19 protein-coding genes and 2 tRNA genes are annotated in these 21,400 nt (G+C 41.1%); 1 reads left to right on the forward strand and 20 read right to left on the reverse strand.

Annotated elements, in window-relative coordinates:
- The first annotated feature begins 124 nt into the window (after nt 1-124).
- The gene (locus IGK85_RS11940) at nt 125-1,093 is read left to right on the forward strand and encodes an AraC family transcriptional regulator (RefSeq protein WP_008380931.1); all 969 of its coding nucleotides are present in this window, start codon (nt 125-127) and stop codon (nt 1,091-1,093) included.
- A 172-nt stretch (nt 1,094-1,265) separates the two neighbouring features.
- Here the strand turns inward: IGK85_RS11940 and IGK85_RS11945 are convergent, their stop codons facing one another.
- The 20 genes from IGK85_RS11945 to IGK85_RS12040 all read right to left on the reverse strand — a co-directional run bounded on the left by IGK85_RS11945 (nt 1,266) and on the right by IGK85_RS12040 (nt 21,394).
- Nucleotides 1,266-2,120 carry a GRP family sugar transporter gene (locus tag IGK85_RS11945; RefSeq protein ID WP_008380929.1) on the reverse strand — a complete coding sequence of 285 codons (855 nt, stop codon included), beginning with the start codon at nt 2,118-2,120 and terminating at the stop codon, nt 1,266-1,268.
- Between the two features lie 103 nt (nt 2,121-2,223).
- On the reverse strand, nt 2,224-4,809 hold the full coding sequence (locus IGK85_RS11950) for a glycoside hydrolase family 38 C-terminal domain-containing protein (protein ID WP_008380926.1): 2,586 nt from the start codon (nt 4,807-4,809) through the stop codon (nt 2,224-2,226).
- A 2-nt stretch (nt 4,810-4,811) separates the two neighbouring features.
- Nucleotides 4,812-5,948 (reverse strand): PTS fructose transporter subunit IIC, encoded by a 1,137-nt coding sequence (locus IGK85_RS11955; protein WP_429972254.1) that lies wholly within the window; start codon nt 5,946-5,948, stop codon nt 4,812-4,814.
- Complete coding sequence (locus IGK85_RS11960) at nt 5,938-6,255, reverse strand: PTS fructose transporter subunit IIB (protein WP_008380922.1); 318 nt, start codon at nt 6,253-6,255, stop codon at nt 5,938-5,940. The genes IGK85_RS11955 and IGK85_RS11960 overlap by 11 nt, the downstream gene beginning before the upstream one ends.
- A gap of 23 nt (nt 6,256-6,278) precedes the next feature.
- On the reverse strand, nt 6,279-6,728 hold the full coding sequence (locus IGK85_RS11965; RefSeq protein WP_005234407.1) for a PTS sugar transporter subunit IIA: 450 nt from the start codon (nt 6,726-6,728) through the stop codon (nt 6,279-6,281).
- A gap of 1 nt (nt 6,729) precedes the next feature.
- Nucleotides 6,730-8,634: a BglG family transcription antiterminator gene (locus IGK85_RS11970; RefSeq protein WP_008380918.1), complete on the reverse strand. Its 1,905-nt coding sequence runs from the start codon at nt 8,632-8,634 to the stop codon at nt 6,730-6,732.
- Nucleotides 8,635-8,936: 302 nt separating this feature from the next.
- Entirely contained in the window at nt 8,937-10,766 is a 1,830-nt protein-coding gene (locus IGK85_RS11975; RefSeq protein WP_008380916.1) for a hypothetical protein, read from the reverse strand.
- A complete protein-coding gene (locus tag IGK85_RS11980; protein ID WP_051013031.1) occupies nt 10,741-13,005 on the reverse strand; it encodes a glycosyltransferase family 2 protein in 2,265 nt (754 codons plus the stop codon). Before IGK85_RS11980 ends, IGK85_RS11975 begins: the two co-directional genes overlap by 26 nt.
- Nucleotides 13,002-14,042, reverse strand: a complete 1,041-nt coding sequence (locus tag IGK85_RS11985) for a bifunctional glycosyltransferase family 2/GtrA family protein (RefSeq protein WP_008380912.1) — start codon at nt 14,040-14,042, stop codon at nt 13,002-13,004. Before IGK85_RS11985 ends, IGK85_RS11980 begins: the two co-directional genes overlap by 4 nt.
- Before the next feature lie 60 nt (nt 14,043-14,102).
- Nucleotides 14,103-15,155, reverse strand: coding sequence for a GGDEF domain-containing protein (locus IGK85_RS11990; RefSeq protein WP_008380910.1), 1,053 nt, complete (start codon nt 15,153-15,155; stop codon nt 14,103-14,105).
- 332 nt (nt 15,156-15,487) lie between these two features.
- On the reverse strand, nt 15,488-16,597 hold the full coding sequence (locus tag IGK85_RS11995) for a GGDEF domain-containing protein (protein ID WP_008380908.1): 1,110 nt from the start codon (nt 16,595-16,597) through the stop codon (nt 15,488-15,490).
- Between the two features lie 4 nt (nt 16,598-16,601).
- On the reverse strand, nt 16,602-17,309 hold the full coding sequence (locus tag IGK85_RS12000) for an EAL domain-containing protein (RefSeq protein WP_429972255.1): 708 nt from the start codon (nt 17,307-17,309) through the stop codon (nt 16,602-16,604).
- A gap of 110 nt (nt 17,310-17,419) precedes the next feature.
- Nucleotides 17,420-17,602 (reverse strand): hypothetical protein, encoded by a 183-nt coding sequence (locus IGK85_RS12005; RefSeq protein ID WP_008380904.1) that lies wholly within the window; start codon nt 17,600-17,602, stop codon nt 17,420-17,422.
- Nucleotides 17,603-17,706: 104 nt separating this feature from the next.
- Nucleotides 17,707-17,778 (reverse strand) — tRNA-Gln (locus IGK85_RS12010).
- 4 nt (nt 17,779-17,782) lie between these two features.
- Nucleotides 17,783-17,866: transfer RNA gene (locus IGK85_RS12015), tRNA-Tyr, on the reverse strand.
- A gap of 85 nt (nt 17,867-17,951) precedes the next feature.
- Entirely contained in the window at nt 17,952-18,185 is a 234-nt protein-coding gene (locus IGK85_RS12020) for a DUF2969 domain-containing protein (protein ID WP_005228752.1), read from the reverse strand.
- Nucleotides 18,186-18,307: 122 nt separating this feature from the next.
- Nucleotides 18,308-18,955 (reverse strand): CBS and ACT domain-containing protein, encoded by a 648-nt coding sequence (locus IGK85_RS12025; RefSeq protein ID WP_008380901.1) that lies wholly within the window; start codon nt 18,953-18,955, stop codon nt 18,308-18,310.
- 3 nt (nt 18,956-18,958) lie between these two features.
- Nucleotides 18,959-19,660, reverse strand: coding sequence for an ABC transporter ATP-binding protein (locus tag IGK85_RS12030; RefSeq protein ID WP_005234392.1), 702 nt, complete (start codon nt 19,658-19,660; stop codon nt 18,959-18,961).
- The gene (locus IGK85_RS12035; protein ID WP_008380898.1) at nt 19,660-20,436 is read right to left on the reverse strand and encodes an ABC transporter ATP-binding protein; all 777 of its coding nucleotides are present in this window, start codon (nt 20,434-20,436) and stop codon (nt 19,660-19,662) included. The genes IGK85_RS12030 and IGK85_RS12035 overlap by 1 nt, the downstream gene beginning before the upstream one ends.
- Nucleotides 20,417-21,394, reverse strand: coding sequence for a branched-chain amino acid ABC transporter permease (locus IGK85_RS12040; RefSeq protein WP_008380895.1), 978 nt, complete (start codon nt 21,392-21,394; stop codon nt 20,417-20,419). Before IGK85_RS12040 ends, IGK85_RS12035 begins: the two co-directional genes overlap by 20 nt.
- Between the last annotated feature and the right edge of the window lie 6 nt (nt 21,395-21,400).

A 21,400-nucleotide genomic window follows, 5' to 3' on the forward strand; every position in this document is an offset into this window, starting at 1 on the left:
TTCATTTAAAATCATAATAAATACGCTTTCAAATGTATCATAAGCAATTCTGCAGATTGAAACAATGTCATCTTCTTTGCAGATAATTATCACATTTTTAGATTTACGAAAGGAGGAGATCATAATGACAACCGAAGAAATGGAAAAAAAGCTTTTTCAGTTATCTGAGCGGGAATGCTATCACAGAGACCATCCAAACCACCTTTCTGACTATTATCAACAGCTGGAAAAAGTGATGATCAATGGCCGACAAGTTTACTTATTCGATAATCTGATGGAAGAACAAGAAAACTTTACTCTGTTAAAGCAAAGCCGCTTCAGTCCAGTTCCTTATCATAACCACAGTTTTATCGAATTAAATTATATCTACTCAGGAACATGCACCCAATTGATCGATGATCAGAAAGTTACGCTGACAAAAGGACAAATTTGTCTGATTGATACCGGAATTCCCCATTCGATTGAAATGACTGGTGAAGACGATGTTTTGATCAATCTTTTGATCAAGCGGGATTATTTCGCTCAATTGATTAGTCGAGAACAGTTTAATGAAGGGGTCGTGCTTGATTTTGTTCTGACTGCATTGTCAGACAAGCACGCGCATGACCAATATATTGTCTTTAAGAACAATAAAGATGATCGGATCCATGCTGTGATTCAAGAAATGCTGAAAGAAACTTATGAAAAAGCCATTGGTAGTAAACGAATCATCAGCAATCTAATAGCCATTCTTTTCACTTTTCTCGTACGTGAGTTCGACTATCAGACCAACAAGCAAGAAGCGGCAAAAAAACAGCACATTCTAGCGATCTTGACCTATATCGAAGAGAACTTCCAAACGGTTACTTTGCCAAAACTCGCCACCCTTTTTAACTATTCTCCTTCCTATTTAAGTGCATTGATCAAACGAGAAACTAGTAAAAATTTGACCGAATTGATTATCGAAAAGAAATTGAATCTCGCCCACAACTTAATTGCTTCCTCCACCAAACCAATCACCCAATGTGCGGCTGAAGCAGGTTTCACCAATATCACTTTTTTCTATAAAAAATACAAATTGTATTATGGGCATACGCCAAAAAAGAAAAAATGATTCTATGTCGCTACTTGCTTAAATAAAAAAATGTGGCATAAGTTAAATATTCATGTTCTAAACAAAAAAAAGAGTGGTTACCCACTCTTTGATTTTTAAGATAAGTTCTTTATTGGTTAAACTGTTATCTGCTACTTTATTGATCACTAACTAAAATTGCTCAGGTGCAAAGTTATTTCAACCAACTCATCCCTAATACACCAACAATATAGAGCAAGCTACCAAGAGCTACAAATTGCTTTTCTCTGCCAACTTTTTGTTCCTTTAAGAGGACAATACTTCCATAAGTAGCAACAAGTAAGCTCATTTGAGAAAATGAATAGGTTACGCCTACACCTAAAGAAGACGATACAGCGAATAACGAAGTATTCGCGATAACCCATGTGCTACCAGTACCTAAATTGTGGATTATTTTGCGGAAACGCAACTGTTGCTTACTTTTCAAGGAAATTACGCTTCCCCCGAGAAACATCCCTACTGCCTGAGGCAAGAAAATCTGTGCGCCACTTATCTGAAACAGACCAGTGACTGTCACATATAGCATCAAAAAAGCTGAAGAACAACATAGATAAAGAAGTACTTGCTGTGTTAAGCCTGTTTGCTGATGAGTTGTCTTAGTTACAAGGAAAACACCAGTTAGAATGACTCCTAATGCCATGATTGAGAAAATTACAGTCGTTAAATCTGTCCATTCTTTGAGAAAGAAGCCAGATGCTAATGTAACAAATAATAATTGGGTCCCGACGGAGACGGGCATTACTTTAGAAACCTCCGCTTTCTTCAAAGCGAGAAATTGGAAGTATTGTCCGCAAGCCCAAAAAACCCCAGATAATAAACTGATGAAAAATGGCACCATGGCATAACTCACTTGATTCAAGAAACCAAATACACTACCGAAAATCAAGGCTGCGATTGTTGTTCCTAGCAGTTGTTCCTCTGATTTCCCTCCCATCAATTTAGCGACGATTGGCATTAAGCCCCATCCTAGTGCAGGCAGTGAGGCAAGCAATAAAAGTTGTACGGACATAAAAACTCCTTCTAAATATTGTAAAAAAGCGAGAACACAAAATCTTGTAGAGGAAAACGTTACAGAAGCAATTCCTTCTCGACAAATTTTGTGTTCTTTATTCCTAGTTTTTAGTTAATAAATAGGTTGCTACTCCATAAGCGTGGATGATATGATCCGCTTCAAGCGGTTCTTCTAAGGCATTGATTCGCTGATATTCGTACCCATTAAATAATCTTTTGGGCTCAAGAGGACGTTCTTTGTTCGTTGAATTGACGAAACGGACAACGATTCCCTCAGAGTAATACGCATTATGGAGCGCACTGACTCCCACACCTGGTTCTAAGCTGCAAGACAACAAAGAAAGAGACATGTCGGTCAGAGATAATGGATCAATGCGCTTTTGAATTTTATTGTCTATACGATAAATAAAGTAATTCAAATCTTGCAATTGATAAGAAATCGATGGCTGTTCTTTAACAGTTTTCCAAGTAGCCAACAACTCTTCAGAAATAGCTGTTGATGCGACCCTTAGGGAAAAATCGAAGACCATCTCATAGTTTTCCATTTGAGCAAGAGGTGTTTCCATCATAATATGTCCCTTTTTGGTTGTATCGCCAGAAGCACGACCTGGTCGATACAACAAATCTGGTTTTCCTAGAGAGTCGGTTGTAGCTAGTACCGTTACATATAAGGAGTCATCGATATATTCATACTCTTTGCTCTGCTCGCTATAAAAAACGAGGGCGTTCTCTTGATCATAAACAACCACTTGTTTTTCAAATGGTTCAATATTGACAGGTTTTTCTGCATATTTTTCTTGCCAATTTTCCAGTGTTTGATTTCTTTTTTCAAGATAGCCAAATTGAATGGCCGCAACCGCTCTTTCTATCGGCTTGTTTAATCGAGCTTTCACTCGAATCCGATGATTTAAAAGCGTATTTTTAAAACGTAGCTTTGCGTTTACCTCACCATTTTTTGTCAGTTGGAGGGTCAATGTATAAGCGAATGTTTTGGTGGCGATTCCTTTCATCCGTTCTTCGATCGTATACGGTAGCTGTAAACTTCCTTCCAAAGCCAATGTTTCTTGCTTCCCTTTGCAGCTGGCAAAACGAAGCGTTATCGGTTGATCATTCAAAATAGGCGAATAGTCATACGTATCACCGGCATTACTATCATCGATGATCGACAAGAAATCCACGATCTGTTGTTTTCCATCTGAATAAATCAGATGGCCGTCTTCAAAGGAAAGCATGTATTTTCCATTTCTAATCCATGTGTTTTGATCTAAAGACGAATCGGGAGTTGTCTCTTGCTCTTCAAATGTAAGGACTTGATAACCAAGGCCTGAAAAGGCACAGGTCACTTGAACGGTTAACAGATAATACCCCTCTTCTTCAATAAAACGGTTGCCAGCCGGAGTTTCTTCCATAATATTTTTCCTGCTTGGGATATACACTGCTTCAAGTACAGATGAATCAGCTCCAATAACCTTGATATTGTTGGTTCTGGATACGATCTTAACTAATTTCTCTCCTTGAAATGGCACTGGTGTTGGATGAAGAATCAGAAATTGGTTGGCTTGTAAAGCGAGTCCTTCACTGATTCTTTTTAAAATCAAATTTTCAATGCTCTCACAAATCTCACTGATTTCTTTTAACCGATGACTGATATCTTGTGCAACACTATCTGATACACAGCCTGCCAAACTATCATGGGCTTGACATTCAAATAACTTTTTCCAAGCTTTCATTAGCAAGCGATTGCTTAATTCGATCCCTAAATCTTTCGCAATAACTAACATTGGTTCAATTTCTAAAACTAATTTGTTTTCTAATCGAAAAATCTCACGTTTCAGATCCATTCGTACAGAACCAATCGTTTTGTGAACCCGTGCAAAAACCGGTGCACGAAACTCTCCTTGATAAACTTCCAGTTCTTTTTGACGGACGATCTCCATAAATGCTGGATAGGTGCTCAATTGATACTTGTATTTTCCAAGCTGATTGATTTTCGTTAGTTTTTCTTCTATGGCAGAAACAATGCCTAACTGATCATTTCCAGTTGGAATCAAGATTTCAGGTTCATTCGCGTAGCTCTTAATAAAATCAACACCTCTATCGAGTCTGCCATCTACATAACTGCTCGTTGGCTCCAATTGCTGCTGTGCACCATATCCTTGAGGAAAATTCACCGCATACAGTGAACCTCGCCCACTTAAACTCGTCCATTTAAAGTAAGGGGATTTGACCTGTTCCCCTAAATCGATGCCTCGCCAAAAGATAATGTTATCAAGTCCAACTTCGTTCAATATGGTTGGCATTTGAGCATTAAAACCAAATGTATCTGGCAAATAACCGATCGGCATATAGCTGCCATATTTTTTGCTATCAAATATACCAATCATGGCATTTCGAATGATGGACTCACCAGAAGCGAAAAAGGCATCTGTTTGGGTGTACCAAGGCCCGATGAACAATTGACCATTGGCGATCAACTCTTTGACCTCAGTCAAGCGCTCAGGATAGAGTTCTAAGTAATCGTCCAGAATAGACATTTGTCCATCTAGCACGAAAGATGCAGTCGGTTGCCTCTTTAGTTCTTTTAGTACATCACTAAATAATTGGTCACTCAAAACGACACAGTCCATCGAAGTAAAATACCATTCACGATCCCAATGGGTGTGGTTTACTATGTGTACATTTGTCATAGCTATGCTTCCCACTGCTCTTCCCAAGCCGCTTCGTCAAACTCTTCCATCGTGGCATCTGTTTCTTTCCCCGCATCTTTTGAACGTAGCAAGCTTGTACAAATCGCAATAAATAATGAGCCAGTAGCAATCGATAAAACATACAGTGTCCATTTTTCTACGGTGAACCAACCATAAAAACCAGAGATTGGCGCTGTATTGACAGCTCCTAGACCTACAGCCATTGCAGAACCAATCGCTGAACCAATCATATTCACTGGGATCACTTTTAGTGGATTTTCCACCGCAAATGGGATCGCTCCTTCTGAAATACCTACTAGTCCCATAATGATCGACGATTTTCCTGCTTCTTTTAGTTCGTTATTGTATTTATTCTTTGCAAAAACAGTCGCTAATCCTAAACCAATTGGCGGAATGATAATCGCCACTTGTGCTGCAGTGTTTGGTGCATAAACGTTACTTGTCAATAAAGCCATCGCGGTTGTCACAGCTGCCTTATTTACTGGCCCTCCAAGATCAAATCCAACCATTGCCCCTACAACTGCCGCCATCACGACCGCATTTCCGCCACTCAATCCGTTCAACCATGACTCTAAGCCCACATTGATAGCTGCAAATGGTGTACCGATCACATATTTCACAAGTAGGACAGTGACTAAAGTACCTAAAACAGGAACTAAGAACACTGGAACTACCGATGCCATCGATTTTGGCAGCTTTATATGGTTTTTGATCCACAAGCAGATGTACCCAGCGATCAGCCCTGAAACAATTGCGCCTAAGAAGCCTGCGTTAATGTCTTTTACTAACATACCTCCAACAAGACCAGGGGCTATCCCTAGCTTATCGGAAATCGAATAAGCAATAAATGCCGATATTACGGGAAACATCAATCCTAAAGCGATGCCACCGAATCCATCTAAACTATGGAGTAATCGGATGATCGTATTCGCACTTTCTCCATGAGAGGCATCCCAAATATCGACGATCCCAAATATTGATCCGCCTACTCGAGAAATCGCCATGATAACTGCTCCGGCAATCACCAGAGGAATCATATAAGATATTCCTGTTAAAACATGATTTTTCATTTCACTTGCCAAATTTTTCATCTGATTTTCCTCCTCTTTATTGATCAATCAGCTTTAATGCATCTTCAATTACTTTTTCTGCATTTTTTATAGGGGCTGCTACCGGGACTTTAAGGATCTCCTTGCCATTGAAACGCTCCTCATTTCTCACTTTCGTATCAACGGCAAAAATCACAACTTCCCCAATTTGACAATCCCGCTCGTTCAATTCATTTTCGATACCTGTTGCTCCTTGTGTCTCAACCTTGATTAAATCCCCACGTTTCGCTGCTGCTTTTTTTAGCGCCTGTGCCGCCATAAAGGTATGGGCAACTCCTGTGGCACACGCCGTTACTGCAATAATTTTTCTCTTCATTCTTCTTTCTCCTTTTCTCCGTTTTATTCGCTTAATAGTTTCGCGATAATCTCTTTATCTGTTTCGCTTTTCAGCGCTTCTGTGATGTCTTCATCCATCAATTTCATGGCAATTTCTGATAAGATCCGTAAATGGGTGTCTCCTTGATGTTCTTCAGGAATAGCAAGCATAATCACAACCGTTACTGGTTCATCATCTAAGGATTGCCATTCTAATGGTGCCTTTAACCGAGCAAAAACGATTGCGGGTTCAGAAACTGCACGACTTTTTCCATGGGGGATTGCTATATTATTGCCTATTCCTGTGGTCGAGTGATCTTCTCTTTCCATAACTGATTGAACATACTCATTTTCGGATTGAACAATTCCTTCAATTACTAATATTTTTGCTAATTGACGGACCACTTCTTCTTTAGTGGTTGCCTCTAGACCAAGAACAATATGTTCAAAAGGTAGTAGTGTTTCTATATTCATTTTATGTTCCCCCTTGTAAATACTTTTTTAATTCATCTTTCGTCCCTTTAAGGAGGAAGGTTCGTTCATCTGATTCCATCACATTAAGCATCGTGTCATAGATTTCCTCAAGGTCTTGTACAGTTTCATCCTTGATACAGATGAAAAAGACATATTTCACCTTTGTTTCTCCCCAGTGGATCTCATTATTAAGACGTAAAAATACAATCGCTGATTTTTTCACGTATTCTGGCGTCCCATGAGGCGTTGCGAATCGTCCAAAAGAAGTAAAGGAAAGCTGTTCCCTTTTTAGGGAAGAATCAATCATTTCCTCGATCACATACCCACGAGTAACCAACTGCTCTCCAATAAATGTAATCACCTCTTGATAATTTTCAAAATGATGATCTAAAAAAATCAAGTCCTCGTGAATCAGTTTCGCAAACTGACTGAAAGAACCATTTTGCTTTTCTTCGACATTTTTTAAAAAGGTTTCTATTTTTCGCTGCTCATCTTTATTCAGTACAGGTGAAACATTGATTGTTGGAATCGAATCGATTTTTAAATCCACTGTCGATAAAATCAAGTCCTCATAAATATTGGTCTGAATCAACTCTTGAATAGAAAGAATTCTGGAAATATCGATTTGCTCATAATTTCTCCGAATGCGAGCAGCTAATAGCTGTGAAGTGCCTTTCCCACTGCTACAAACTAATAAGACACTCACTTTCTGCGGTTGTTTTTCTTCTCGCTGTTCTTTCATCACTTGGATGTGTACGGCCAGAAAAGCAACCTCATCTTCGGGGATCGAAATCGAAAACTGCCAATTTAAGGCATGAGCTAATCGAAGCGCTTCCTCAAAAGACAAAGGGAAATTCTTCTTCACATCATTTAGAAACGGGTTATGAATGACTAATCCTTTTTGAATGCGATAAATAGCTTCTTTGATATGTGATACCAATCCTAACAAAAGACTTTCATTGCGTAGGGAGATCGTCTCATGAATCAATTTTCGTATCGTTTCATCAAGCAAATCATCGGAGTCATTCTTCTTCATCAACGAATCCCCATAGATATGAAGCGAAATATAATGAACTTCCGAAACTGGCAACAACAGAGAAAACGTTTCTTCTATTGATGCGATAAATCGATAAAAAGCTCTATTCTCCATCAAAGGATGGCTTCTTTCTTCGAAAGTCAGATAATTCTTCTCTTTGACCCGATCAATCATGATGATTAGATGAAGCAATAGTGAGTGATAGGCAGCATCATTAAGCGTAATTTGTTCTTTTTTCAAATACTCTTGTAAGAGCGTATCAACTAAAGAAATTTTTGTCAGGTCAATAAAATCATTAACAAACTGAGGAATTCCTTGAATCGAATGCAAATAGCGTTGCTGCTCTTGTGTTATTTTCCAATTTCCACCCCAGAAATAGTAGATCAAATCAAATGCTAAACGACGTTTTTCTTGTTCTGACAAATTCAAAAAGGAACCCTTCCCCGGTAAAACTTCAATCGTAACGTTAAAATGACGAAAGATCTCGCTTACCTGCCCCATGTCATTTTCTAAAGTTGATTTACTGATGTAGAGTGCATCTTGCAGTTGTTGACGCGTAAAATACGTTTTTTGTTTCAGTATTTCAAAGCAAAGAAACTGAATACGATCTTTTTTGCTCGTCGGTAAGTTTGATTCCTCGTTCCCATCAAGATACTTTAGAATTTCAGCTGAATCGCCATCAAGAAATACACCTACTCTAGGTTTGCGAACAAGCCTTATTGCTGTTTCCTGCAAAAATTCATCAATTCTCTTTAGCGATTGCGAAACTGTCTTTTGCGAAAGCGACATATGCAACCCAATTTTAGCAACCGTTGTTGGTCCATTCTCTAAGAGATATCGAATAATTGCTTTTTCCCGTTCACTGATCATGAAACTTTCACCTCGTCTACATTTCTAATGGTAGCTGTTTCTCAAAAAAATGAAAACACTTACTTTTACTGCATTGATTACAGTAAATCATAGGCACTGAAAATATTGCGCCGTTTTTTTATTCATGTGTACCCTTTCGTTTAATCCAGATTATTTACATATCCTTTGGTATTTTCATAGTATAGAGGATATTACTCAGTGGGAACAGAAAAAAATACCAATGAACAAACGATACGTCTGTTTCATTGGTATTTTTACTATTGATTCTCTAATAAGGAGACGCGCTTGAGAAATTCCTTCATTTATTGCCCCAACACCTCCGCCACCGAATAGACACCAGGGGCAAAGGTCTTGCCTGTTAGCTTCTTCGTCATGGCATTAAAGGTATAGTGCTCTTCTAGGACGACGACTTCATCGTATTGCTTTAATAGCGTGCGAAAATCTGCATCTGATAAGAGGAAATTCTCTCGGCCATCGACATTGGGTGAAAACAAGTAATATTTGCCGACATAGCCAACTAAGTAGCTGTCTACTGCTTCTTTATTGGTACTGACGACCAAGTATTTTTTCTGGTTCAGGTCAAAGTGATCGCCAGTAACGGCTGAAACCTGTGCTGGAATCGAAACAGCATATTCACGATTGGTATAACGCATGCCATTATTTTCTGAAAGGATCAGCAATGTCGCAAAAAATAGTAGAATCAAGGTGCTGTATTGATAGATTTTTTTTGTGGTCAAACTGGCAAAGCTACGGTAGTTTCGCCGATCGATCGCTTGTTCATGATACAAATAATCAATGCCCCGGACCATGAAAAAGGTCATCAAACCTAATGCCAAGATCACAATACTCGAGGCATAGCGATCGAACCCTGCCAAAGACAATGCTTCATCAGTCGGCATCGAAAACAAGAACATGGCGTAAATACCCAAGTAATAGAGACCAATAATACCATCGATCAACAGCAGTTCTTTTAGAAATGGATTGCGTTTTTTTATAATAAATCGGACAAATAGCCAACTGCCCAACAGGATGACCTGGATCAAGAGAATCCCTTGCGTGGAAACCGTCGCAACATCCGTGATCGTTTTGACAAAAACATCCGTAATCTGCTGCAGTATCTGAGAATCCTTTTCACCAAAAATCTGTTTATAAGCGGTCACGCTGACTTCATGCTTCGATTTAGGAAAATTCGCTTTGACATGCAGGTTCCAAAGAATCGCCGGCAGGACAGATAGCCCAATGGCAGCTAATCCTACAATCATCAAGCCTAGCCGTTGCCGCCAACGAATTGATGCCTGCCATAAGCAGACTAGTAAATAGCCGCCTAAAATCAGCAGAAAAAAGACGGCACTATTTTTGACCAAATCAAGAGAGGCGCCAATCAAAAGAAAGTAGCTGATTGAAGGCAGCACTTTGCCTTTTAAAGAAAATAACCCGGAGATGCCTGCCAAAGTTAAAACGGGAAGAATGAAGTCTACCAGCAAATTATTCATTCGAATCGCAATATTAAAATAATTGAATACGGCCATGCTGGTGAAGACCAAGACAAAAGCCAGCTTTCTTTTCGGATCACGAATAATCGCAAAAAAACTATACAGATTACAGAAAATCAAAATCAATTGACCAATCAGCAAGACATTCTCATGATAGCCAACGATGATTGCTGTATAAGTAACAAACAGTGAGCTGCCTAAAGGATAGGAAGTAAAACTGATGATGGCATCGGTTGCCGTTGGCAATTGTCCCTGCGTATAAAGGAATTTAACGATCGTCGCCCAATGAGAGAAGTTGTCATAGTGGGTCAAATGACTGTGAAGCAATGTTAAAACGAACAAAGCAAAATAGCCATAAAACCAAAGCATGATGGGCTCTTGTAAACCCCACCGCACCTGATGGCGCTCCTGCCAAAAACGCCAAACGCATAATAGTAAGCCAAGACCAAATAAAAACCAGGCCCCCCAGATCAACCATCCTTTGGGACCATATGCGACAAAAGAAAGAACGAGGATCGGCAAACAGCAGGCAGCGATCCAGCTAATGTATTTGGTAAAATGACAAACTCGTACAAAAAGATAGGCATAGCCAGCTAATGATAAACCAAATAGACTAAATCGCAGCAGGATCTCGATCATCGTCTGCCTCCTTTCTCAGCAAGCTGTCTACCCATTCTTGGAGGGCTACTGTGGAACGCAGCTCTGAAAGATTGCTTACTTGATATATCACTTGATTTTCTTTTGGCTGAAGCGTCGCTTTTTCAGCGTGAAGCACAAGATTACTGATCGGTAAGTTTAGATGGACCGGCATCTCGACCTCTTCTGTTTTTGCCAACGTGAACTGATCAAAACCAAATGTTGTGACCGCATAGGTTCCTTCATCAAAGTGCCATTTTTGATCAATGGTCAGTATGGGCACTCGTTGAGGCGGCAATGGCTTTTGTTTGGCTTGCAGCAGATGCTTACCGAGATTTTCAAAAAGACTGTCAAAGAAGGTCATCCACGGATCCCGCAGAACCGGCAGGCTTTGATTGAAGCCATCATAAATGATCTGCAGATAGGCTAAGTAATCTTTTTCTGTCAACTGGTTTAAAGCAACGCCATAGACCCAGCGATCTTTTCCAGAAAAGACGCGGACAATATTTCCAGTCATCTCTGCTTGGTAGCCATCACGGGTGATTTTAAAAGTCAGCGGCGCATCTGGCGGAAAATAAAGAGGAACGTCAGAAACGAAGGACAAGCCATTTTCTGAGATATTTTCTGTCATCAAAGAATAGCTGGCGTCTTGGTCGGAAACTTCAACAGGATAATGGGCTCTGAACCGTTCCGTCGTTCGATAAATCGGGCGACCGAGATAAAATAAGACCGCAAAGGTTAAGTTAAAGAAATGGGTCAGCAGCCAGAAGGTCAACACACTGCCGTAGAAAATCTCTGAGCCGAATTTGCCGTAATTAAACTTCACTAAGCCGATAATCGTCAAAATCAACAGCAACAAATGCGGCACCACAAACAACAAGTCTTTTTTAGACTGAGTTGCTGCTTTATTAGTCACCTTGAAGCGGGTCTCTTTGATGCCAATGGCTTGCAAAAAGACAGGAATCACTAGGTAAGGTGCAAAAATCGTTTCCTGGATCTCGCCCCAACGCTGCGTTCGAATATCACTGCTCAAATCCTGCATCGCCAAATGCAAGAACGTATAGCTTGGCAGCCAAAACAGCAGCAAGACCCAAAAGTTTGTCTCTACGACCCTTACATTAAAGACGGTGTACAAAATCGGCGCGAAAATAAATAGTAGCCGTCGTAGAAACGACCACCAATACAAATAGCTGTTTAAGAAAACCATTTTTTGCGCCAAAGACAACGTCTTATTCTTAAAAAGATGGAGATTGTGGACACTTTGGACCACTCCTCTTCCCCAGCGAATTCGCTGCTTTAAGGCACTTGGGATATCAATTGGAGACAGACCGCTGGCCATTGGCTGCAGTGTTGATAAACTGCGATAACCTTGGCAATTGATCAAGGCGCCTAATTCAAAATCTTCCGTGATCGTGTCCGTCGGAAATCCGCCAGCGGCTTCGATCGCTTCTCGTGCAATCACCGTATTGGAACCTGTATAAATAGCGGTATCATGGGCGTTGTTCAAAACATTGACTTCTCTGGAAAAGAAGTCCTGCTCGTTAGGGATCGCCGCTTCTGAAAAAAGATTGTACTGAAAAAGATCCGCATTGTAAAAACTTTGCGGTGTTTGAACAAAGCCCAACGGTTTGATGGTCTGGTCATTGCGGCGTTCCTGCTGATTTGCCACAAAATATGGCACTGTTTCCAGCAAAAAATCTGAGTAAGGAATCATATCTGCATCAAAGGTCGCCACTAGCGGCGAATTGGTTTTTGATAATGCATGATTGAGATTGCCTGACTTGGCATGCTGATTGCCGATCAATCCGATATAGCCGATGCCAAATTTATCTGCCAGTGCTTTGACCTCTGGACGGTTGGTGTCATCTGACAAATAGATGTGAACTTTTTTGGGATCGGGGTATTTCATATGAACTGCCGCATTGACCGTTTTTAATAAAAGCGGCACTTCTTCATTATGAGTAGCAATCAACACATCGATCGCCGGATAGTCGGCTTCTGGCACGACCGGTTTTTCAAAGGGCTTTGCTTTGTTTTTGTTCCAAATCAACAGCAAGCCCGTAAAGTTCGATACGATCTCACTGCCCCAAAGCAGCAAACCAAACAGCAAGGCAAACCAAGACTCGTGCCATGGCAATGTATACAGCCCCCGCCATGATAAATAGATCAGCGAAAAGACAAACGCCAGAAAGTAAACGACTTTTTTCGCCCAAGGCAAACGTTTTTGTTCCACCTCAATCACTCCTTAAAGATGACATTTTTTTGCACATGGTAACTAAAGAAAAAGAGCAGGCAATCGACGCCTATTTTTAACAACACAGAATCTCCGATCGGTAGGATCAAATAAATCAGGTAGACGAGAAAAGAGGACAGCAAAATCTGTACGATCACCAATAAAAAATACTGCAGCATACTGTTCTTTGTCCGTTGACCAAAAACAAGCTCGCGATTGATGTAGTAATTGACGATCGCCGAAATCAATCGGGCACCCAACGAAGCGATCACGATGGAGGACAGATTGATGACAGACAAGAAATGGATCAATAACGCATAAGCGATCACATCGACAAAAAAGGAGACCACAGATGAAAACAAATACTTCAAAAAGACGCTATAGATAGCGACAGAATCTGCCAAGACCCGAAAATGGGAAGAGGCATTTTCTTCAATATAGATGGTTGCGATCGGTTGTGAAAGAATCGGCCACCCCCGCTTCTGGGCTTCGATTAGCATCCGCGTTTCATATTCAAAACGCTCACCTGAGATCGCCAACAAATCTGTCATGAATTTTCGAGGGAAAACCCTTAAGCCCGTCTGCGAATCCTCAATAGCAAGACCAGTCGCTAAACGCAGGATATTTCGGGTCAAAATGTTGCCGAACTTACTCCGCAAGGGCACTTCTTTGCCAAAGGATCGGGTCCCTAAAATAATGCTGTCCGGATGGGCTTGGGCCTTTGCTAAGCAAGCCATCATATCGGTATACTCATGCTGCCCGTCCGAATCAATGGTCACCATAAATTCAACAGCTGGCTGGTTTGTCAGCACTTCAGTGAGAGCGGTTTTGATGGCTGCGCCTTTTCCCTGATTCTTTGGATGGGTCAAAACCTGACAACCAAACTTCTGTTCCAATGCCGAAAAGACGGACTGATAAGCTGCCCCACTGCCATCATCCACGACCAAAATCGGCAGGTGCTGATTATGCAAACGAATTTTCTCCACCAGAGCCAGCAGTTTGTGGTCAGGTTCTAGCGAAGGAATCATGATTAAACTATTTTCCATATGCGCTCCTCATTTAAGGTAGTATTTTTGAAAACAAAAAAAGAAAAGAAGCCACCCCCATCAGTAAAGACAGAGTTGGTCGCGACCGCTGCGTTTGGCTCGATACAGTGCTTGATCCGCACGTTCTTGCGTTTGTTGTAGCAACTCACCCCTTTGCCGTTGTGCGATCCCAATCGACAACGTGATGCTGACCGAATCGCCTGCATCCAAGATGATTTCTTGGTAACGGATGCGCTTTTGGATTTTTTCGAGGAGATAAGCAGCAGCCTGTGCGTCTCCTTGAATCAAGATTGCAAACTCTTCCCCACCGATGCGATAGACCGGATTGCTCGCCGTACAGTAGGTCGAAAAAATACGAGCGATTTCTTGCAAAATCACATCCCCGGCACGGTGTCCGTAACGGTCATTGTAATTTTTGAAATGATCGATATCGATCAAAGCGATCGATAAGTCCACCTCGGTCGTATCTAGGCGTTGGCGGTCATCTTGAAATTTACGAAAGTTGTTCAACTGCGTAAGATCATCGATTTTGACCAATGCCAAAATGCGCTGCATATCATTGACTATCGAATAAAGGAAGAACGCCAACGTATAGGCGAGAATGCCATAAACTATATAAATTAGGGTCGTTTTTTGAATATCACCCGTCAAATAAAAACCAAAAAGAAAGGAGATAGCGATCAAGTAGGTTATTGATAGGAACAACTCTTGTTTGTCAGTAAATCGCCGTTTGGCCCAGGCATGCAGAAATGTCAGTGTCACCATCAAAAAAAACGTAAGATATAAGTTCAGCCAAGAAGATTTTGATACTTCAAACAAGAAACGCCCTAACGCTAGATTGACCATCGTCGGTACGGTCACCTTCCACCCCAGATATTTCATGGAAAAAGCGTAAAGTAAAAAGCGCATGTCAAATCGCGTTTCGTATACGACGTAAGAGAAATTCATCATCAGCATCCCCACCACGGTTTCACAAGCAATCGCCGCTGCGATCTGTTTCGCTTTGAATGTCCCTTGACCTACGAAGCCATCACTGATTTTGAATAACAAATAAATATTGATGATAATTGCGCCTAAATTTGCGAGTGTATTGACAACCAGCGTATTTGCCATTTCCTGTGCTTCCTTTCTAAAAAAAAGAACCCTTACTTGCTGATTCGACGGGACAATTCCAGAGACATTTCATTGGAAAAGCGGACAAAGCATCAAGTAAGGATCACTATTTATTATTGACAGTTTTTATCACTCTTGATTTAGAATAATTTACCAGAAATTATACATAGTTTCAATCTTTTTGTTGATATGCGAAGATTCTCAAGATAAATAAAATAATCAAAATGTATATTTTGTAAATAAATAACATTATTTCTTTATTATTACTAACTTTTTGTGCATAAACATTTAATTCTTTGTGAATTTGTGTAAATTATTTTTCCATTATTTTTTTACGTCTCAGGCAAGGTGCACACCCGGTTTCGGCCACTTTGTTTTGCGAGATAGAGTGCTTGATCGGCTCTTTCAACAGCTGCCAAGATATCGCCATGACAAACTGTACTCGCTTCAACGCCGCAAGACAAAGACATCGTCCCTTTTTCAAAATTAGCCACAGGAAACATACTGCTGGAAATGGTTTGACACAGTGTCGTCATTGCAGCTACGGTCCGTTCTTTGACATCCCCTTCGATCACGAGACAGAACTCTTCGCCGCCATAACGATAAAAGGAATAGGTCTCGGCAAAATGCGCCTCTAAAAAAGTAGTCGTCCGTGAGGCAAAGGTTCTCAACAACTCATTTCCGGCGATATGACCATAACGGTCGTTAACCTTTTTGAAGTGATCGAGATCAATCATGGCGATCGTCACAGTCTTTTTCTGTGAAACGGCTTGAAGCAGATCGTGGTTATAGGTCCCATAGTTGAAGCAGCCGGTCAACGCATCGATCTTACTATTCGCCAGCTCTGCCAGTACTTGGTATTCTTGCCCCTCAATCAATCGATGCAACCACATAAAACTTCCTAGCAGCACGAAAGAACCAACAAATACTGCCAACATCGCTTCCCAGTCATAGGTCGTCGTATGATGGACTAGCATCGAAAAACGCGGTGAGAGCAGGCAGGTCAAAAAATACATCATATAAAATTGCTGTTGCGGACGGATCAGCTTGACTTTTGATAAAAGAAAATCAAGGACAAAGATCCCCACTCCGAATAATGGAAGATAAAAAGCTTTACCCACATCAGAAAAACCGACAAACCACAAATAAAAGACGACCATACACGGCGTTATCAAAATCAAGATCTTGCCACGATCACCATAGAAAAAATGACTCGCAATAAAAGCAGTTGTGTATTGATAACAGATAAACCCAACTGAATTCATTGAAAAAGAAAGAATAAAATACAAATGCGTAAACGTCAGAATACCAATAATAAAATACTTAAATGGACGAGAAACCGATATTTTTTGCACACTTCGTACAAAAACATCTGCGGTCACCAGTAAACTGGCAATCATCAGCGGCAAACCAAACGCCAAAAGCACGCCTCGTTCTAACATTCCATCACAATCGCTCTCCTTTAGACCATAAATATCCTTGTTGCAAATGCACCCCCATCTCAAGCAACTGGACCATTTTTTCGCGGTTCTCGATCCCTTCAACGATCAGCTCAAGCTGATATTTTTGGGCAACCTTCAACCAACAAGCCAAAAAGCTGAAGCCAATCTCCTCATCAAGCTGAATAAACGGTAACAACGAAAATTTCAAACAATCAACGCTGGCAAGATTGGCAAAGACCAACGAGAGGGTATTTTGTCCGCAACCGATATCATCGACCGCAATCACATAACCATAAGCTTTAATTTTTGCAATGGCTACAGACAAATCAAATGACTCTTGCTGTATGCGTACGGGGTGTTCCGTCAATTCAATCTGCAACTGCGCCTTATAAACAGCCATCGTTTCAAAAAAGGACCACGTAGACTGCCACAGCAGCTGTTGTGGATTTATATTGACACTAAAGCGGGTTTCCGGCTTTTTTTTGCATAAACGCCGCAATTCCTTGGCATACCATCTCATCAATTGCTGATTGCCACTTTCAGTTTGAATCATTGTGCTGAATTCTTGCTGTGGAAATCGGTTGTTCTTCTCGCTACGTAGCAAGACTTCATAGCCATTCATCTCTTGCTGACTTAGCGATTTTACCTGCATGATTGGTTGACACAACAGATAAAGGCGGTCTGTGTTCTCCCAAGTCGTTTCATTTCCCATCTTCGTTAAGCCCCCATCTAGTAAAGTTATCACTTCCGAAAATCGGTAATATTCCTGTCATCGCTCGTTTCTCATGCTATAAAATGGTTCTCTCAAAGGAACTGATTTGCCTAAGTATACCAAACAGAACCAAAAATGCCCAAATATTTTAAATTCTCTGAAAAAAATTTCTGTGAAAGAATCGACTGTGATTTTCCGTTCCACTCCATACCTGTTTCATAGAAATGCCCCAAAGCAACCATTGCTTTTTTCAATTTCGTAGAAACTAGCTTGTTGAAAGTGGCTTCTTCCATATCAGCCTCCTGTTTCTTTAAGTACTTATAAAAAAACACGATTCTTTTTAAATAACAAAAAAACAGCAAGAGTGCTTGCTGTTTTTTTCTACGTATCTCTTTGACTGGGGTAGCTGGATTCGAACCAACGCATGACGGAGTCAAAGTCCGTTGCCTTACCGCTTGGCTATACCCCAATAATGGTGGAGGAGAGTGGATTCGAACCACTGAACCCTAAGGAACGGATTTACAGTCCGTCGCGTTTAGCCACTTCGCTACTCCTCCAAAAGGTTTTTCTCAAACCTGACAATAGTTATAATACCGAAAAAGATAACAAATTGCAAGAGCAAAAAGTAAATTTTTCTAGAAATTATTCATGTAAATTCCATTGACGAATAATCATCTCGATGGCAGCTTCTAAGCTTCTGCTCGAACCTAGATCTTCATCCCCTAAAAAGCTTTGAAATTCTTTTGGTCCAGTTGTTAAAATCTCACCAATGCGTTTTTTTCCGATGAATAATTCATTGACGGTATAGTCTTTGCCATGAATGGCTTTTGTTGTTTCTTCAATACGTACTTCGATATCTTTATTTTTCTTAGACATGGTTGCACCTCTTTCTTTACAGCACCTTCCTATTTTAACAGAAAAGCAACAAAAGAAAAAGAAAATCTCTTCTGGAAATAAAAAAAGTAGCCAATCTTTACGATCAGCTACTTTTTCTTAGATCACTTCTGGTTCGTCAAGACAGCACTCGTCACGGTATAGCCTGCATCGCTTAAAATTTTCTCGATTGCTGCGACTTGCCGTGATTCTACTTGGATCTCAACAACTGTTTTTAGTGCCATCCGATTTACCACAATCGTCAAAATACTCATCTGATGATCCGCAAGGAGTTTCGTCACGTCTGCTAAAACCCCCACATGGTCATCCGTGATCTCAATGGACACTCGTGTTCCACCATCGTGGTACCCAGTGATTTTCAAAAAGGCATCGAAAATATCATTGTTGGTAATGATTCCCACTAAGGCATCATCATCCATGACTGGTAAAACCCCCACGTTCTCACTACGCATGACGGAAATGGCGTCCTCTAATAGTGCATCTGGTTCAATCGTAGTCACTTTTTTCAACATGATATCAGCGACTGTCGTTTTATTTAAGAGATAGTTCATTTCATAAACACTTAAACTTGTCGCTTTTGAGGGGGTTGCTTCAGCGATCGTTCCTTCCGTGATCAACCCTACTAATTTGCCATCATCAACGACAGGTAGACGATGGATATCGTGCTGCTTCATCACATCTATTGCATCAAAGATCGGTGTTTGTGAATCGACGGTGATGACCGTCTTCGTCATAAAATCACTTACGCTCATTGTTTAACCTCCTAGATACGCTTTTCTAACTTCATCACTTGCTAGTAATTCTTCTCCAGTACCTTCTAAAACGATTTTCCCGGTTTCTAATACATAGCCGCGATCGGCAATCGATAAAGCCATTTTCGCATTTTGTTCGATCAGCAGCACAGTCGTTCCTTGCTGCTTGATTTCTTGAATGATGGAAAAAATTTCTTTGATAAAAATTGGCGCCAAGCCCATCGATGGCTCATCCAGCAAAAGCAAGCGCGGTTTTGACATCAATGCCCGCCCCATTGCCAACATCTGCTGCTCACCGCCAGATAATGTCGACGCATCTTGCGAGAGGCGCTCTTTCAATACAGGAAACTTGCGGTAAACTTGTTCATAGTCTTCTTTGACACCACTGTCTTTACGCAAGAAGGCGCCCATCTCTAAGTTTTCTTGAACCGTCAAACCGGAAAAGACGTGCCGCCCTTCTGGCACCTGCGACAAGCCGTTTGCGACGATTTTTTGCGGTGCTTCTTTCTCAATTTGCTTTCCTTCAAAAGTGACGGAGCCTTTTGAAGGACGGATCAATCCAGAAATCGTCCGTAAAATCGTGGTTTTTCCGGCACCATTGGCACCAATCAGCGAAACGATCTCTCCTTGATTGACGTGGAAGGAAACATCATGAACTGCTTGGATCATGCCGTAGTGAACACTTAAATTTTGAATTTCCAGCATCAGATTTCCCCTCCTAGATAGGCTTCGATTACCCGTGGATTGTTTTTGATCTCTTCTGGTTCACCGTGGGCGATGACTTGCCCGTATTCCAGTACATAGATCCGTTCGCACACTTCCATGACCAAACTCATATCATGCTCGATCAAGAGGATCGTCAATTGAAAATCTTTTTGGATCTTATAGATCAGCTTTGTCAGTTCTGTTGTTTCCTGAGGATTCATCCCCGCTGCCGGCTCGTCAAGAAACAAAATTTTTGGCTCTGTAGCCAATGCGCGTACGATCTCTAAACGGCGTTGCTCGCCATAAGGCAAATTTTTCGCTAACGTTTGGCTTTTGCCATCCATATCAAAGATCCGTAACAGCTCTAAGGCTTTTTTCTTCATGGATTCTTCGTTTTTGTAATACTTTGGCAAACGCAAGATGCTCGTCAGTAGTCCTTCTTTATGCTTACTGTTCATAGCGATCAAGACGTTATCCATTACGGTCAAGTTTTTAAACAAGCGAATATTTTGGAAGGTTCTTGAAAGGCCTAAATCCGCGATTTTATAAGGCTTCACGCCATTTAAACGTTTTGGCTTACCTTGGGTCTCAAAAAGCACTTCGCCTTCACTAGGCTCATAAACACCTGTCAGGAGGTTAAAGAGCGTTGTCTTGCCGGCACCGTTTGGTCCAATCAACCCGACCAGCTCATTGGTATCTAGATGGAGGTCTACATGAGAAACAGCAGCTAAACCACCGAAGTTTTTCGTTAAGCTTTTAACTTCTAATAGAGGCATCATTGTCATCCCCCTTTTTTCTAAATTTGTCCAACAGTCCTTTTACGGAGAATTCCCAGGTCCCTAAAAGTCCGCTTGGTTTAAAGATCATGATGATGATCAAAGCCAATGCATAAATGATCATGCGCAAATCAGAGAAGCCTTGCAAGTACATGTTTAAGATTCCTAGCACTACTGCCGAAACAACCGCTCCTGTGGTACTCCCAAGCCCTCCAAAAACGACGATGATCAACACATCGATCGATTTCATAAAACCGTAATCTCGTGGGAAAACCGACTGCTGATAGCTGGCATAAAGGGTACCAGCAATGCTTGCCATCACTGCCCCCATCACAAACGCAATTACCTTGTATTTCGTTGTGTTGACCCCCATCGATTCTGCAGCGATCTCATCTTCCCGAATCGCTAAAGTCGCTCTGCCTGGTCCGCTATGGATAAAGTTTGAAACGACAAGAATCGATAGAACGGCAAAGAGAAAGACGATCTGCCAATTACTGAATTGGGGCAATCCGAAAATTCCAGCAGGACCATTGGTCAAGCCTCGTAGGTTCACCAACAAGATCCGAATGATCTCTGCCACACCTAGGGTAGCGATCGCTAGATAGTCGCCTTTTAAACGGAGGGTCGGAATCCCAACCACTAATGCGACTGCACCTGAAACCAGCATCCCCACTAGTAAACCAGTTAAAAAGCCGCCAAAGGTTGGATTGCTTGCCGACAGGATCGCGCCAGCATAAGCACCGATTGCCATAAACCCAGCATGTCCTAAGGAGAATTGCCCTGAAAAGCCGATGATTAGATTCAAACTGACTGCCAAGATGATATTGATTCCGATATTGACGATGATCGCATCAGAGAACAAATTAATCATTCCGCTATTGTAGGCTGCAAATAATCCAAAATAAAGAATAGCTGCCAGAGCGAGCCAGATTAAGTTGTAACGTAAATTCTTTTTCATTTCTGC

This window comes from Enterococcus sp. AZ015 (genome assembly GCF_050499225.1).
In the GTDB taxonomy this organism is placed as follows: Bacteria; Bacillota; Bacilli; order Lactobacillales; family Enterococcaceae; genus Enterococcus_D; species Enterococcus_D entomosocium.

Coding starts and splice junctions, on each gene's coding strand:
- IGK85_RS11965 (WP_005234407.1), bottom strand. CDS start 6,728: ATGAATATAGAAACACTACTACCTTTTGAACATATTGTTCTTGGTCTA.
- IGK85_RS12005 (WP_008380904.1), bottom strand. CDS start 17,602: ATGGAAGAAGCCACTTTCAACAAGCTAGTTTCTACGAAATTGAAAAAA.
- IGK85_RS11995 (WP_008380908.1), bottom strand. CDS start 16,597: ATGTTAGAACGAGGCGTGCTTTTGGCGTTTGGTTTGCCGCTGATGATT.
- IGK85_RS12035 (WP_008380898.1), bottom strand. CDS start 20,436: ATGCCTCTATTAGAAGTTAAAAGCTTAACGAAAAACTTCGGTGGTTTA.
- IGK85_RS11990 (WP_008380910.1), bottom strand. CDS start 15,155: ATGGCAAATACGCTGGTTGTCAATACACTCGCAAATTTAGGCGCAATT.
- IGK85_RS11945 (WP_008380929.1), bottom strand. CDS start 2,120: ATGTCCGTACAACTTTTATTGCTTGCCTCACTGCCTGCACTAGGATGG.
- IGK85_RS12030 (WP_005234392.1), bottom strand. CDS start 19,660: ATGCTGGAAATTCAAAATTTAAGTGTTCACTACGGCATGATCCAAGCA.
- IGK85_RS12025 (WP_008380901.1), bottom strand. CDS start 18,955: ATGAGCGTAAGTGATTTTATGACGAAGACGGTCATCACCGTCGATTCA.
- IGK85_RS11940 (WP_008380931.1), top strand. CDS start 125: ATGACAACCGAAGAAATGGAAAAAAAGCTTTTTCAGTTATCTGAGCGG.
- IGK85_RS11950 (WP_008380926.1), bottom strand. CDS start 4,809: ATGACAAATGTACACATAGTAAACCACACCCATTGGGATCGTGAATGG.
- IGK85_RS11985 (WP_008380912.1), bottom strand. CDS start 14,042: ATGGAAAATAGTTTAATCATGATTCCTTCGCTAGAACCTGACCACAAA.
- IGK85_RS11975 (WP_008380916.1), bottom strand. CDS start 10,766: ATGATCGAGATCCTGCTGCGATTTAGTCTATTTGGTTTATCATTAGCT.
- IGK85_RS12020 (WP_005228752.1), bottom strand. CDS start 18,185: ATGTCTAAGAAAAATAAAGATATCGAAGTACGTATTGAAGAAACAACA.
- IGK85_RS12000 (WP_429972255.1), bottom strand. CDS start 17,309: ATGGGAAATGAAACGACTTGGGAGAACACAGACCGCCTTTATCTGTTG.
- IGK85_RS11960 (WP_008380922.1), bottom strand. CDS start 6,255: ATGAAGAGAAAAATTATTGCAGTAACGGCGTGTGCCACAGGAGTTGCC.
- IGK85_RS12040 (WP_008380895.1), bottom strand. CDS start 21,394: ATGAAAAAGAATTTACGTTACAACTTAATCTGGCTCGCTCTGGCAGCT.
- IGK85_RS11970 (WP_008380918.1), bottom strand. CDS start 8,634: ATGATCAGTGAACGGGAAAAAGCAATTATTCGATATCTCTTAGAGAAT.